Genomic DNA, 13,949 nt, shown 5'->3' with positions numbered 1-13,949 from the left:
TTCACGAAGCCGACGCCCCCGTCCGGTCGAGGTAGCTGCTGACGATCTCGACGAGCAGCTTGCGTTCCCTGGTCGTGTCGATGGACCGTTGCATCACCAGCTGGTTGGCGATCATGCCGCGCAGAGTGGTCAGCAGCAGCTCACCGATGGCGGCGTTCTGGGTCGGGCTCAGATCGCGGTCGATGGTGGCGATCAGCGTGTTGAACGTTCTGCCGAGTCGTCGGATCTGATTGGTGGTGGGCTCACCACGAGTGGCACGGGTGCCGATGAGGATCTCCGTCGCCGCACGCGCGGTGGGGCTGGACATCGCCTGCCAGGCAGCCGTGACGGCCGCCTCGACCCGGTCGTGCGTGGTGGTGTCTTCGGTTGCCGCGGGTAGCGAATTCAGCGCGTCCAGGAGTTCGTCGAAGCCCTGCTCGACCACCGCCATCAGCAGACCGTCGCGATCACCGAAGTGATACTGGATCACTCCCCAGGTAACGCCCGCGGCATCTGCGATGTGCCGGCCGCTGGCGGCACCGATGCCTTCACTCAGCACGATCTGGACGGTCACGCCGATCACCAGTGCCCGGGTGCGCTCGGCCCGGACCTGGTTGCCGTGCGCGGGCCGAGTGGGGGCGGCACGTCCGGGCATCATCACGAGACCACCTGTCGCTCATCCGGGGCGGCGCAGCCCCACGAAACATTGCAAGCGCTAGGTTATGCCATCCCCGCCGGCGGTGAAGTTCGACCCGCCGACACTCGGTGAATTCATGTGATTCACAAAGGCGTGGAATTGCAATTGTCAAGCATATTGACAGCGAGTAAATCAAAGCCGGTAGCGGCCTGCGGATGTCCATTTCCTGCACGTCCGGACGTCAACTAAATGTACTGCCCTGATCGGATCAAAGAGCATTTGCAGACGCTCCCACGACTGCCGCTTGCGACTTGATATCGACAGGAGCACAGCATGTTTGGCTGTAACAACCAGGAACTCTCAGCGACTGCTGATCGACGCTTACTGTGCCGCGAAGGCAATGTGCGATTGCTTTATCAGTGACCGCTGGAAAACCTTTTATCAACGGTGTGATGTGGTTATCATCGTCACGCTTTACTTTCCTGAAAACCCAACCAAGAAAGGAACCACCATGAGGGGAATTCAGAACAAAGGTGTCACCCGCGGGCTGGCTGCGGTAGCGGCGGCTCTGTTCGCCGCAGCGGCCCTGGCCGGATGCACCAAACTCAACTCGGGCCCGGGGGCGCAGTCAGTGCCCGTCGGTCAGCCCGCCGCCGGCTGGTCACACATCGCCGGCTAACGCCGTCGAGTCCGCGCTCCCGCCTGAGACGTGCGCGTTTCGGGCGGGAGCGCGCCTTTTCGTGCGCCGTCTCCGCTACCACGAGGACACCAGACGATGTTGCCGAACTTTGCGGCGCTCCCCCCGGAGGTCAATTCCGCCCGACTGCACGCGGGCGCGGGGCCGGCTCCTTTGCTGGCGGCAGCAACCGCCTGGGACGGACTGGCTACCGAAATAGATTGCGCGGCAGGATCCTTCGAGTCGACCATCGCCGGGCTGACGACCGGCTCCTGGCTGGGGCCCGCGGCACTGCAGATGACGGCCGTCGCCGCACCGTACCTCAGCTGGTTGCGCCACGCGGCCGCGCACGCCCAGGCCGCGGCCGCCCTGGCACGGACCGCAGCGGCAGAATTCGAGACCGCCTTGTCGACGGCGGTTCATCCCGCGCTCGTCGCGATGAACCGCTCCGAGGCACTCTGGCTGGCGGCGTCCAACCTGTTCGGACAGAACGCGCCGGCGATAGCCGCCGCTGAATCCCGGTACGCCGACATGTGGGCTCAGGACGTGACCGCGATGACGGCGTACCACACCGGAATCGACGCCATCTGCGCGGAACTGGTCCCGTGGCACCAGCGACTGCAGACGCTGCTGGGCGCTGCGACACCACGGGGTTCCGCGACCGGCACCCCGGGGGGTGCTGCCGCCGCGGCGCAGACGATCGCCGAAGTCATGGGGGCCAGCGGCATTCCGACGCCGTCGCCCAGGTACGTCCAGCGCGCCTTCGACCTCTTCGTTCGCAACATGGCCCCCGACGCCGTTCCGCGATCGCTGTTCACCCCGGAGGGTCTCTACCCTGTCGTCGGCGTGAAGAGCCTGACATTCGACGCCTCAGTGGCCCAGGGCGTAAAGATTCTGGACACCGCGATACGGGCGCATCTCGCCGCCGGCGACAACGTCTCGGTCTTCGGCTACTCCCAGAGCGCCACCGTTGCCGCACTGGAGATGAGGAAACTCGCGGCGTCGGTGAATCCGCCAACACCCCAACAGCTTTCGTTCACCCTGATCGGCGATCCCGGAAATCCGAACGGCGGGCTTGCCGCACGCTTCCCGGGCATCGCCATTCCCAGCCTCGGTGTGACCAGCCCGGGTGCGACGCCGGACAATCTGTACCCGACCCGGGTCTACACCATCGAGTACGACGGGGTCGCCGACTTCCCGCGGTATCCGCTGAACATCGTGTCGACGCTGAACGCTCTGGCCGGCATGGGCTACCTGCATCAGAACTACCTGATGCTCACCCCGGAACAGATCGACGCGGCCATACCATTGACCAACACCGTGGGCCCGACGATGACGCAGTACTACATCATTCCGACGAAGAACCTGCCACTGCTGGAGCCGCTGCGGGCGCTGCCCGTCCTCGGCAATCCGCTCGCTGATCTCATTCAGCCGGACCTGCGGGTGATCGTCAATCTGGGCTACGGCGATCCGAACCACGGCTATTCGACCTCACCGCCGAATGTGCCGACCCCGTTCGGGGTGTTTCCGGACGCCGATCCCGTGGCGGTGTCGCACGCGCTGGTGGCCGGAACTCAGCAGGGGATCGTCGATTTCGGCTACGCCATCACCCATCTCGAATTTCCGACGGTTGACGCGTCCGGCGTGCTGACCGGCGCTACGCCATCCGGTCCTGCCGTCAATCCCGCAGTCACCATCGACGGCATCATCGACGGCGTCCAGCGCGCCAATTCCGCGGTATCCGAGGCGGTTTCGGCGGCGGCCGGTGCCGGCTACCAGACCTTGCTGCCGACGGCCGACCTGGCGAATGCCATGGTGACCACGGCGCCGGCCTACACCATCAACCTGTCCCTGCAGGGAATCAGGGAGTTTCTCCACGGCCAACCAATGGGCCTGGTCAACGCCATCGGCTATCCGCTTGCGGCGGGCGTCACGCTGTCCACCATGGCGGTCGCGCTGGAGATCCTCGTCGTCGCCGCCGCCGCGCAACAAATCGGTGCCGAACTGTCGGTCGCCTGATCCGTTGTCGCAAGACTTTATGCTTGACCGCAAATGGCAGACAAGACGACGTGCGCGATCATCGGGGGAGGCCCGGCCGGCATGGTGCTCGGGCTGTTGCTCGCCCGCGCCGGTGTCGAGGTCACACTGCTGGAAAAGCACGGTGACTTCCTCCGCGATTTCCGTGGCGACACCGTGCACTGCTCGACCTTGCGGTTGCTCGACGAGCTGGGCCTATGGGAGCAGTTCTCCGTGTTGCCGTTCAGCGAGTTACGCAAGGCGGCATTCCAATCCGGCGGGCGCACGGTCACCTATATCGATTTCGAGCGCCTGCGACAACCGCATCCGTTCATCGCGATGGTGCCGCAGTGGGACCTGCTGAACCTCTTGGCCGAAGCTGCCTGCGCCGAACCGACGTTCAAGCTGCGGATGAACAGCGAGGTCACCGGACTGCTGCGGGACGGTGACCGCGTCACGGGGGTTCGTTACCGCGGTCCCGACGGCCCCGGGGAACTGCGCGCCGAACTGACCGTTGCCTGTGATGGAAGGTGGTCACTCGCGCGGCAGGAGGCCGGCCTGAAGACCCACGACTATCCCGTGCGGTTCGACGTCTGGTGGTTCAGGTTGCCGCGTGCCGAAGACTCGGAATTCTCGTTCCTGCCGCGCACCGGTCCCGGCAAGGCGCTGGCCGTCATCCCACGCAAGGGGTACTTCCAGATTGCCTACATCGGGCTGAAAGGCACTGACGCGCAACTGCGTTCCCGAGGCATCGAAGCATTCCGGCAAGAAGTCGCCGCGCTGGTACCGGAGGCCGCCGCATCGGTGGGAGACCTGGCTTCGATGGACGACGTCAAGCATCTCGACGTCAAAGTGAATCGGTTGCGCCGGTGGCATTGTGACGGACTGCTGTGCATCGGCGACGCCGCACATGCGATGTCGCCGATGGGAGGAGTCGGCATCAACCTGGCGGTGCAAGACGCCGTGGCCGCGGCGGCCATCCTGGCCGAGCCCCTACGCCGCCATCACGTTACCGGCCGCGATCTGGCGGCGGTTCGCCGCCGTCGCCTCTTTCCCACCGCCGTAACCCAATTCGTGCAACGGATGTTGCACCGAGGGCTGCTCGGACCACTGCTGCGAGGCGAGGACCCGGCCCCGCCGGCGGCTCTGCTGCGGGTGCTCGAGCGGCTGCCGTGGCTCTCGATGGTGCCCGCGTACTTCATCGGAGTCGGCGTACTGCCCGAGCACGCGCCCGCATTCGCGCGTCGAGATGGGTGCTGACGCGGTGCCCGGGCGACGTCCGCCGCTGCGCATCGGCATTCTGGGGGCCGCCCGCATTGCGCCGCTGGCGCTCATCAAGCCGGCCCGGCAGGACCGCGAGGTCGTCGTCGCCGCAGTTGCGGCCCGCGACGTGACTCGCGGGCGCAAGTTTGCGGCTGAACACGGCATCGCCCGCGTCCACAACAGTTACCACGAGCTGGTCACCGACCCTGAGATCGACGCCGTCTACAACCCCTTGCCCAACGGTCTACACGGACGGTGGACGCGCGCCGCTCTGGCCGCCGGCAAGCATGTGCTGTGCGAGAAGCCGTTCACCGCCAACGCCGCCGAAGCACGCGAAATCGCCGCTCTGGCAGAGCAATCGGACCGCATCGTGATGGAGGCCTTCCACTACCGCTACCATCCGCTCGCGCTGCGCGCCGAGCAGATCATCGCCTCGGGCGAACTCGGCCGGCTCCGGCGGGTGGAGGCGGCGATGTGTTTTCCGCTGCCGAAGTTCTCCGACATTCGCTACGACTACTCACTGGCCGGTGGGGCGACGATGGACGCCGGTTGCTACGCCGTGCACATGGTGCGCACGTTCGGCGGGTGGGCCTGCCGCTTCGCCAGCCGGGCTGATGGTCAGCCGCCGGCGTCAGACAACACCCGCCGCGCCGCCTCCACACACGGCCGCAGCCGGTCGATCGGGCCGACATCGGCCAGGGCCAGCGATCGCTGCGGCACCTCGAGCTCGATGACCAGGCCCGCCGGCAGCGCACGGACGATGTCGCGCAGGGGCAACTCGCCGTCGCCGGGGGCCAGGCGCTCATACATGGCCTCTTCCATGTAGTCGGGGCTGCGCGGCCGACGGGTGGTGTCATTGAGCTGGGCGTAGCCGATGTGCCCGGGGTCGATGGCCGCCAGGTCGGCCGGGGTGCAGCCGGATCGCGAGACATGCATGGTGTCGATCAACACCTGGAAATCGGGGCGGCCGACGTGTCGTACCGCGCTCAGCGCCGTCGGGACGTCGCAAATGGTGAGACCTGGCACAGGCTCCACCACCGTGCTGATGCCGCGCCCAGCAGCGAGTTCGGCCAGCACCGCGAGCTCATCGAAGGTACGGCCGAGGTCGCTGTCGAGGCTCACCACATTGATCCGTGGAATGTCCAGTTCAGCCACGATGTCCAGATCGGGGGCACACCGGCGCATGTCGCCGCCGGGAACCACCAGGAAGCCGTCAGCCAGCGTGATGGTGACGCCGTGATGACGCAACGCCGCAGCGAGGTCATTGCGCAATGCGCGGTCCTTCTTCAGCGAGAAGGGGGAATATCCCAGCGGCGCCGACGGTAGTCCCCGGAGAAACATGGAGATGAAACGGCAGTTCAGAGCCGCGGCGACGTCGACAAATTGTACGGGCGGAAGCCCGAAAGCGCTGAGGTAGCCGATGCCGAGTTGGTCCATGTCGTGTCGCACGTTACAAGGGGGCGTCGATTGGGCACGGATAAAATCGGGTATCCCTCCTATTGCTGATAATCCTCAGTCCGGTTGTTCGGGCGCCGAAGGGGCGCCATCCCGGAGCCGATCGGGAGAAGCCTGGCTGAGAAGAGGAGGCGACGATGGATATGAAGAAGCTGCTCGGCACCACCCTGATCGCCGGCGCGCTCGGGACCGGAGCCCTCGGCATCGGCGCGGGAAGCGCACAGGCAAAGCCCGGTCCGCACATTCCCGGGCCGCCGGGGCCGCCGGTGCCCCAGATCGACAACAACATCGACTGGCGCCCGGCTCCCGGTCAGATCAAGCAGTACTGCCCCTGGCAGTCACCGCCGGGCCACTGGATCGGCGGCCCGCACGGCATTCCCTGCACCTGACGGACTGGGCACCTGATGCGCTGAGTCCGCCCCTTCGCCGGCCGTAGTGTTGAGCTACGGCCGCGAGGGGCGGCCTTGAGCGCAGGGACGTGATCAATGTCGACATCCGCCGCATTTCCCCGGCACATCCGTCTGGGGGGCGGTGCTGTTGACGACGTGGGTGCGGTAATCGCCGGGCTGGGCTTGCAGCGCCCGTTCGTGGTTACGGACCCGTATCTCAGCAGCAGTGGTGCCGCCGGTCGGGTGATGGACCTGCTCCGTGCGGCCGGAGCGGCACCTGCGCTCTTCGACCGTACCGTGGCCGACCCGACCACCGCCTCACTCGACCGCGCTGTCGCGGCGCTGCTCGACCATCGAGCGGACTGCGTCATCGGCTTCGGCGGTGGAAGTCCGATGGACACCGCGAAGGCGTTGGGCGTGCTGGCCGTCCAACCTGGGCCGATGCGGAGATTCAAGGCACCGAACAACTACTCGGGGCCGGCGCTGCCGATCATCGCGGTTCCCACCACGGCGGGAAGTGGTTCGGAGGCAACGCAGTTCACGGTCATCAGCGACAGCGACACTAACGAGAAGATGCTGTGCCCCGGCCTGTCGTTCCTGCCCATCGCCGCGATTGTGGATTTCGAGCTGACCATGACGATGCCACCGCGGCTGACCGCGGACACCGGCGTCGACGCCCTGACGCACGCGGTCGAGGCCTACGTCAGCCGCCGGGCCAACCCCATCAGCGACGGTCTGGCACTCGCGGCAATCCGGCTGATCGCAACGCATCTCAGGCGGGCATACCGGGACGGCTCGGATGCGGCGGCTCGCGCGGGAATGATGGCGGCCGCCACCCAGGCCGGTATGGCGTTCTCCAATTCCAGCGTCGCGCTCGTGCACGGAATGAGCCGGCCGATCGGGGCGCATTTCCACGTGGCCCACGGGCTGTCCAACGCCATGCTGTTCCCGGCGGTCACCGCATTCTCGGTGGCCGGCGCTACCGCGCGGTACGCCGACTGCGCCCGGGTATACGGAGTTGCCGACACCACCACGAGCGACCAGGACGCCGCCCGAGCCCTCGTGGATGCGCTGGGCGATTTGTGCAGTGAACTCGAGGTCCCCACGCCGAGGTCGTACGGAATCGACAGTGCCGCTTGGCAATCGCTTATCCCGTTGATGGCCGAGCAGGCGATGGCCTCCGGTTCGCCCGCCAACAATCCGGTGATTCCCGAGCCCGCGGAGATCGAAGCGCTGTATGCGCAGGTGTATGGCTGATCGTCGGGAGGGTAGCCGACACTACACATATAGAGTAGTGTCGCGCCCAGACCCGAGAGGCGTTGACCATGGACAAGCGACGAAAGCCGAATCCGGCCGAACGCCGTCGTGACTTGTGCGACGCGGCTATTCAACTGCTCGCCGATGACGGGGCCAAAGGGTTGAGTCATCTCAAGGTGGACCGGAAATGCGGAGTTCCGGACGGGACGACGTCATTCTATTTCCGGACGCGCTCGGCACTGCTGCTCGCCGTGGCCGAACGGCTGGCCGAGCTGGACCTGGCGAACCTGCAGTCGGTCGCCGACAACGAAAGCCCGGCGGGCGCGGGCAAAGGCCGCCGATCACCGTCGCTGCTGTCGCAAGTGGTGATCCAATCCGGTTGCGAGCCGGAACTTTCCCGCACCAGGGCCAGGTACGAGTTGACCATGCAGGCCGCCCGCGACCCGGCGCTGGCCGCCACCCTGGCGCACGGCACCGAGGCCTTCACCAAGCTGCACCGCGAAATCCTGGTCCAGTTGATGCCGCGCGGCGCCGAGCTGGAATCAGCTGTGGTCGAGGACCTGAGCAACATCACCTTGACGTTCATCAACGGCCTGCTGCTGCGTTTGGCCCACGGCGACCGAATCATCGACAGCGCAGAGCAACTCGACAAGATCCTGGCCGCAATCGCCAGTGGAATCCTGAAGAGCCCGAACAAGGGACAACTGACCGGCGATCCGGGTCAGTGAACGTGCGCACATCGAACTCATCAACCCCGTCGTCGCGAGCTCGAGTAGAGGGAGAAACACATGCCTGAATACGACTACGAAGAGTTGAAAAAGGAAGCGGAGCAATACATCAAGTTCGAGAAGGACGTCAAGAACCGGATCGCCTACATCACCTTCGACCGTCCCGATGCGCAGAATTCCACCACCTTGGGCATGCGGCACAACTACGCCGATCTGATTCACAAGTGCAATGTGGACGACGACGTGAAGGTCGTGGTGATCCGCGGCGAGGGGGAGGACTTCGGTAGCGGCGGCGACCTTCCCGAACAGCGCGGCATGTTGGAGAACCCGGGGATGCCGCTGTTGCACGAGCTCGCGATCAACGACGACGACGTCAAGTATCCGTCGGGCGACTCCTACCGCTACCTGTCCACGGTCACCGACTTCTACGCCAAGGCCCGGGCCGGAAACCGCCCGCTGCAGGAACTCCGGAAGATCAGCATCGTCGAGGCCAAGGGCTACTGCTATGGCTGGCACTTCTACCAGGCCGGCGACGCCGACCTGGTGATCTCCTCGGACGACGCGCTGTTCGGCCACCCGGCGTTCCGCTACGTGGGCTGGGGACCCCGCCTGTGGTGGTGGGCCGAAACTATGGGTCTGCGCAAGTTCTCCGAAATGCTCTTCACCGGAAGGCCTTTCAGCGCCAAAGAGATGTACGAATGCGGCTTCATCAACAGCGTGGTGCCGCGCGACAAGCTCGAAGAGGAGACGGCGAAGTACGCACTGGCGTGCGCGCGGTGCCGCCCGACCGACACCGTCGCGGTGCAGAAGACCTTCCTGGAGCTCTACAAACAGCACAAGGGCGAATATTTCGGCAGCCTGCTCACCGGAATGGTCGAGGGAATGCTGCCCCTGATCGCCAACGACCAGGACAACGACGTCGACCTCACCGAAGGCACTTTCGGCAAGGGACTCAACAACGTCGTCAAGGACAACGACCTCAACTTCCCGCCGGAATGGCGGTTGAGCCGGTCGGGCCGCCAGAAACCCTGATGCCGGGGACGCTCGCCGCGACCGTTGCGTTGGTGAACCGTTGATACCGAGATCTTTTCGCATCTGGATGCGGCGTCGACAGCGGCGGTCGTGCGCCACGCCACAGACAGGGTCAAACTGCGACCCGAAGACGTCGCGGATGCGGTTCTGTACTTGGCGATCCGTGTACGCCTCGCCGCTGTCAATCAGCCGGTCTTGGCGGAAACGCAGCTGTCAACCGAGAACCGTCCGGAACCGACGATCAACAGAAATAGGGTGCCGCATAGTTGCGCCAGGTCGACACGAGACTCGTGAATCAGGTCCCACCAGCCATGTCGGGTCGGGAACAGTGCGGCTTGGCCCGAGATTATCGGTATTTTGGTGAGCAACAGCGCGCCCAGCATGTCGATGATCATGGGCGCGGCTGCCAACCGGGTCAGCGACCCGGCGAGTATCATTGCGCCGCAGATGATCTCGGCGATGCCATCCAGGGTCGCCAAGCCTTCGGGCGCGGGAATACCGGCTTTGTCGAAGCGGCCGGCACCCAACGCCTCGGGCCGCAGAAACTTCAGCGCTCCTTCGCACGCGAATACGACGCCGACGTACAGGCGGATGAGCACTACCGCTCCCGGTGCGCGGGTAGCAGTCAGCCGGGAGAGCGCCGCGTGAATCACGATCGCTTCCGTCGAACGATGCGGCGCAGTGCGTAGGCCGCGATGCCGATACCGATGACCGCGCCTCCGGAGACCACCGAGGTCAGCGGCAGGGCGAACGCTAAGACGACGCATCCCAGCCCGCCGACGATCGGAATTGAGCGTGACGGGCCACCCTCATCGGGGCGCAGCGTGAATGCAGATGCGTTAGCGATGGCGTAGTAGATCAATACCGCGAAAGAGGAGAAGCCGATTGCGGTGCGCACATCGGCGATCGCCGCCGATACCGCCACAATCAGGCCGATTGACAGTTCGGCGCGGTGTGGTACGTGAAATGTCGGGTGCACCGCGGCGAACAAATGTGGCAGGTGGCGGTCGCGTGCCATCGCCAACGTGGTGCGTGAAACGCCCAGGAGTAGAGCGAGTAGCGAACCCAGGGCTGCGACCGCGGCGCCAACTCGCACCACGGGCACCAGCCACGCAACTCCCGCGACACGCACGGACTGCGACAACGGAGCCGTCGCGTCCGCCAACTGGTTTGGTCCCAACGCCACGAGCGCCGCCACTGCGATAACGGTGTAGACGACTAGTGTGATGCCAAGCGCGAGCGGGATTGCGCGGGGGATGGTGCGGGCCGGGTCTCGGACTTCTTCACCGAGAGTAGCGATGCGGGCATATCCGGCGAAAGCGAAGAAAAGCAGCCCTGCGGACTGCAGGACACCGCCGGCCGCGCTGCCGCTGATCGACAGCCGGGCGAACATTGTCACGCCCGAGAATGACACCGCGATGACGACCGCAGTCAACACCAGCAGGACGAAACAAACGATCGCGCGTGTCAGCCAAGCCGACTTCTGCACCCCGCGATAGTTCACGACAGTCAGCGCGACCACGGCTAGCGCGGCGACCATGTGTGCATGCGACGGCCACGCGTAAGCCCCGACGGTGAGCGCCATCGCGGCGCAAGAGGCAGTCTTGCCGACTACGAATCCCCAGCCTGCAACATATCCCCAGAAGTCTCCGAGCCGCTCCCGCCCGTAGAGGTAGGTGCCGCCGGATGCGGGATACAGAGCCGCTAGGCGAGCCGTCGAGGTCGCGTTGCAGTAGGCCACCACCGCAGCCACCGCGAGTCCGATCAGCAATCCCGATCCAGCCGCGCGGGCAGCCGGACCCAGAGCGGCGAAAATCCCAGCGCCGATCATGGATCCCAGCCCGATCACGACCGCGTCCGCGGTACCCAGCCGGCGTGCCAGTTTCGGTTGCTCGGTAACTATGACTCCTCCTGTCGACCGAGGATTTCCGAGGCCAATTCAGCGAGTGCGGTGCGCTCTTCGGTGAGAGCCTGCCGCCCCAGCTCGGTGATCTCATACACCCGGCGAGCACGTCCGTCGACCACCTCCTGGCGAGAAGCCAACAGGCCCTCTTCCTGCATGCGGTGCAGGGTCGGATAAAGCGTGCCCGGAGAGATCTTGTAGCCGTGACTTTCTAGTTCTTCAGCCATCCACGCCCCGTGGATTGGCGCGACATTCGCATGGTGCAGGATGTGCAGCCGCACCGCACCTCGCAAGAACTGGCTCATAGGTCAATATTGATCCCACCAAGCCCCAAAACGAATTCGGGACGCTCCAGTGCCCAGAATCCGTGCACGGTGATGGCATAGACCCGCCGGAGTAGTCCGTCCACAACGTCCCTCTCGGGAACCAGTAGCTCCTCGTTCTCCATGCGGTACATAACCGAATGCAGCATTGCCGGGGAGACACGGTAGCCATGTCGAAACAATTCGCCGGCCATCCACGCAGTGTGAATCGGTGCCATCGCTGCGTGGTGCAACGTATGCAACCGAACCTCAGCCGGCAAAACTGCGGTCACTTTCGGCCCCCATCATCATTGACTGAATCCCTTCGTGGCCGAGAGCCGACTCGACCCGCGCGGCAACACCTACATCGGTTTCAAATAACGGTTAACGATATCGATATACGATATCATGGCTTCCGGTGGTGTGCCGAACGCATACGCAAAGCCAGAGAAAGGTGCAACGATGACCGAAACGAGGCCCGATCTGGGCCGCCGGCAGCTCCTCGGCATCTCGTTCTCGGCCGTCGGCGGCGTTGCCGTAGCGGCCTGCGGCAGTTCCCAGCCGATGGCAACTCCGTCCAGTTCGCCTCAGCCAGAGGAAGTGACGCCACCGGAGGATCTGATGCGTGAGCACGGTGTGCTCAAGCGAGTTCTGCTGATCTATCGCGAAGGGATCCGGCGGGTGGACGCCGGCGATCAGCTTCCCGCCCAGGAATTGAACGCGAGCGCTGAGATCATTCGCAGCTTCATCGAGGACTACCACGAACATCTCGAAGAACAGTACGTCTTCCCGAAATTGGAGCAGGCCGGCAAGCTCACCGACATCACCGCGGTCTTGCGCACCCAGCACCAACGCGGTCGCGCGCTCACCGACCGAGTCCTCTCCGCTACCACCGGCGTATCGACCGACCCGGCCCGAGCAGCGCTGCGCAACGACCTGTCGGCATTCATTCGAATGTATGAGCCGCACGAAGCGCGCGAAGACACCGTTGTGTTCCCGGCGCTGCGAGAAGTATTGCCAGGCAAAGAATTTCTGGACCTCGCGGAAATGTTCGAGGATGAGGAGCACCGGCGGTTCGGTCCGGCCGGTTTCGAAGGGGTGGTGAGTAAAGTTGCCGACATCGAAAACAGTCTCGGCATCTACGACTTGAGCCAATTCACTCCGACCTGAGGGTCGTCAGCATGCCGGCCGCGGATCGCTGCCAGGTGAACATCTCGGCCCGGTGCCGGGCCCCCACCCGGCGGTGGGGCTCCGGGCGGCCGACGAGGTCACGGATCGCATGGGCGAAGGCCACCGGATCGTTGTCGGCCAGCGCACCGCTGTCCGCTGTGACGATCTCCGTGAGGGCCGAGGTGCGCGACACCACCGCCGGGGTGCCACACGCCAGCGATTCCAGGGCGGCCAGTCCGAACGTCTCGTGCGGGCCGGGGGCCAGCGCGACGTCGGCGGTCGCCAGCAGTGCGGCCACCATGTGCCGGTCGGCGACGAACCCGGTGAATTCGATTGGCAGGCGGGCGGCTTGACGCTGCAGCCGGGCCCGCAGCGGGCCTTCGCCGACAACAACCAGCCGGGCATCGACGCCGCCGTCGCGCAGTGCCGCGAGCGCGTCGATGCTGCGGTCGGCGCGCTTCTCCACCGACAGGCGTCCGCAGTGCACCAGCAGAAGCTGGTCCGGCGCGGCGAAGCGGCGCCGCAGCTGAGCGCTGTGCCGGCGTGGGTGGAAGGTCCGCAGGTCGACACCCAGTGGGACCGTCACCGTGTTGGTGGCCCCGATGCGATCGAACTCCTCGCGCGCGAACTCCGTGGTGCACACCACGGTGTCGTAGTCGGCGGCGGTGCGTCGGTTGGCGACGTCGGCGAATCTCTGGGCGGTGCGCCGCGGAAGGAATTGGCCCGCAAGGCGATCCAGACGCTCATGGGAGATCATCACCGTGGTCGCACCGTGCCGGCGGCCCCACCGTCCCAGGGACCGCAGGGTGAGCCGGTCGGAAACCTCCAGCGCGTCCGGGTTCAAAGCCGTCAACAGCGTCCGCACCGGCGCCGGCATGATCGCCCGGTATCCGCCGGTGCAGGGAAGCAGCCTGGCCGGCACCGTGATTCGCACGACTCCACTGTCCAGCCGGCTGCGTTGGGCGCGGGATCCCGGGACCACCAGGAAAACCTCGTGCCCTCTGGCGCAGTATTCCGCGCCCAACCGGTCTACCGCCGTTCGCAGCCCCCCGGACCGTGGCCCGTAGAAGTTGGCGACCTGAACCACCCGCATACGGTGAGAGAAACGGTCGGGAATGTGCGGTCAACGAGCGGGGGCCCAC

General features: G+C 65.4%; 15 protein-coding genes and 1 pseudogene. 9 read left to right on the top strand and 7 right to left on the bottom strand.

Features of this window, described 5'->3' with window-relative positions:
* Position 1 precedes the first annotated feature (1 nt).
* Entirely contained in the window at positions 2 to 637 is a 636-nt protein-coding gene (locus tag QXH22_RS28590) for a TetR/AcrR family transcriptional regulator (RefSeq protein WP_306244201.1), read from the bottom strand.
* A 490-nt stretch (positions 638 to 1,127) separates the two neighbouring features.
* On the opposite strand from QXH22_RS28590, the gene QXH22_RS28585 reads away from it, so the two are divergent.
* From QXH22_RS28585 to QXH22_RS28570, 4 genes and pseudogenes are all read left to right on the top strand, one after another.
* Entirely contained in the window at positions 1,128 to 1,295 is a 168-nt protein-coding gene (locus QXH22_RS28585; protein WP_306240578.1) for a hypothetical protein, read from the top strand.
* 96 nt (positions 1,296 to 1,391) lie between these two features.
* Positions 1,392 to 3,311, top strand: coding sequence for a PPE family protein (locus QXH22_RS28580; protein WP_306277676.1), 1,920 nt, complete (start codon positions 1,392 to 1,394; stop codon positions 3,309 to 3,311).
* Positions 3,312 to 3,344: 33 nt separating this feature from the next.
* Positions 3,345 to 4,568, top strand: coding sequence for an FAD-dependent oxidoreductase (locus QXH22_RS28575; protein WP_306277675.1), 1,224 nt, complete (start codon positions 3,345 to 3,347; stop codon positions 4,566 to 4,568).
* Positions 4,558 to 5,157 (top strand): annotated as a pseudogene (locus tag QXH22_RS28570) (Gfo/Idh/MocA family protein); the annotation flags it as partial. The gene QXH22_RS28575 and the pseudogene QXH22_RS28570, both read left to right, overlap by 11 nt.
* Before the next feature lie 32 nt (positions 5,158 to 5,189).
* On the opposite strand, the gene QXH22_RS28565 reads toward QXH22_RS28570, so the two are convergent.
* Entirely contained in the window at positions 5,190 to 6,008 is an 819-nt protein-coding gene (locus QXH22_RS28565; RefSeq protein ID WP_306277674.1) for a sugar phosphate isomerase/epimerase, read from the bottom strand.
* A 155-nt stretch (positions 6,009 to 6,163) separates the two neighbouring features.
* On the opposite strand from QXH22_RS28565, the gene QXH22_RS28560 reads away from it, so the two are divergent.
* The 4 genes from QXH22_RS28560 to QXH22_RS28545 all read left to right on the top strand — a co-directional run bounded on the left by QXH22_RS28560 (position 6,164) and on the right by QXH22_RS28545 (position 9,432).
* Positions 6,164 to 6,415 (top strand): hypothetical protein, encoded by a 252-nt coding sequence (locus tag QXH22_RS28560; protein ID WP_306277673.1) that lies wholly within the window; start codon positions 6,164 to 6,166, stop codon positions 6,413 to 6,415.
* A 96-nt stretch (positions 6,416 to 6,511) separates the two neighbouring features.
* Positions 6,512 to 7,672: an iron-containing alcohol dehydrogenase gene (locus QXH22_RS28555; protein WP_306277672.1), complete on the top strand. Its 1,161-nt coding sequence runs from the start codon at positions 6,512 to 6,514 to the stop codon at positions 7,670 to 7,672.
* Between the two features lie 68 nt (positions 7,673 to 7,740).
* Positions 7,741 to 8,400 carry a TetR/AcrR family transcriptional regulator gene (locus tag QXH22_RS28550; RefSeq protein WP_306277671.1) on the top strand — a complete coding sequence of 220 codons (660 nt, stop codon included), beginning with the start codon at positions 7,741 to 7,743 and terminating at the stop codon, positions 8,398 to 8,400.
* Between the two features lie 60 nt (positions 8,401 to 8,460).
* Entirely contained in the window at positions 8,461 to 9,432 is a 972-nt protein-coding gene (locus tag QXH22_RS28545; protein WP_306240572.1) for an enoyl-CoA hydratase/isomerase family protein, read from the top strand.
* A gap of 185 nt (positions 9,433 to 9,617) precedes the next feature.
* On the opposite strand, the gene QXH22_RS28540 is transcribed toward QXH22_RS28545, so the two are convergent.
* The 4 genes from QXH22_RS28540 to QXH22_RS28525 all read right to left on the bottom strand — a co-directional run bounded on the left by QXH22_RS28540 (position 9,618) and on the right by QXH22_RS28525 (position 11,852).
* A complete protein-coding gene (locus QXH22_RS28540; protein WP_306277670.1) occupies positions 9,618 to 10,085 on the bottom strand; it encodes a DoxX family protein in 468 nt (155 codons plus the stop codon).
* Complete coding sequence (locus tag QXH22_RS28535) at positions 10,082 to 11,263, bottom strand: APC family permease (RefSeq protein WP_371934347.1); 1,182 nt, start codon at positions 11,261 to 11,263, stop codon at positions 10,082 to 10,084. Before QXH22_RS28535 ends, QXH22_RS28540 begins: the two co-directional genes overlap by 4 nt.
* 68 nt (positions 11,264 to 11,331) lie before the next feature.
* Entirely contained in the window at positions 11,332 to 11,640 is a 309-nt protein-coding gene (locus tag QXH22_RS28530; protein ID WP_306277669.1) for a PadR family transcriptional regulator, read from the bottom strand.
* Entirely contained in the window at positions 11,637 to 11,852 is a 216-nt protein-coding gene (locus QXH22_RS28525) for a hypothetical protein (protein ID WP_371934342.1), read from the bottom strand. Before QXH22_RS28525 ends, QXH22_RS28530 begins: the two co-directional genes overlap by 4 nt.
* Positions 11,853 to 12,045: 193 nt before the next feature.
* Here QXH22_RS28525 and QXH22_RS28520 point away from each other — a divergent pair, with 193 nt between their 5' ends.
* Positions 12,046 to 12,807 carry a hemerythrin domain-containing protein gene (locus tag QXH22_RS28520; protein ID WP_371934341.1) on the top strand — a complete coding sequence of 254 codons (762 nt, stop codon included), beginning with the start codon at positions 12,046 to 12,048 and terminating at the stop codon, positions 12,805 to 12,807.
* Here QXH22_RS28520 and QXH22_RS28515 read toward each other — a convergent pair.
* Entirely contained in the window at positions 12,794 to 13,900 is a 1,107-nt protein-coding gene (locus QXH22_RS28515) for a glycosyltransferase (RefSeq protein WP_306277667.1), read from the bottom strand. The genes QXH22_RS28520 and QXH22_RS28515 overlap by 14 nt on opposite strands.
* Positions 13,901 to 13,949: the final 49 nt, after the last annotated feature.

Origin of the sequence: Mycobacterium sp. TY814 (assembly GCF_030755175.1) — a bacterium.
In the GTDB taxonomy this organism is placed as follows: Bacteria; Actinomycetota; Actinomycetes; order Mycobacteriales; family Mycobacteriaceae; genus Mycobacterium.
The sequence above is the reverse complement of the archived record's forward strand: the minus strand, read 5'-3'. Positions and strand labels throughout refer to the sequence as shown.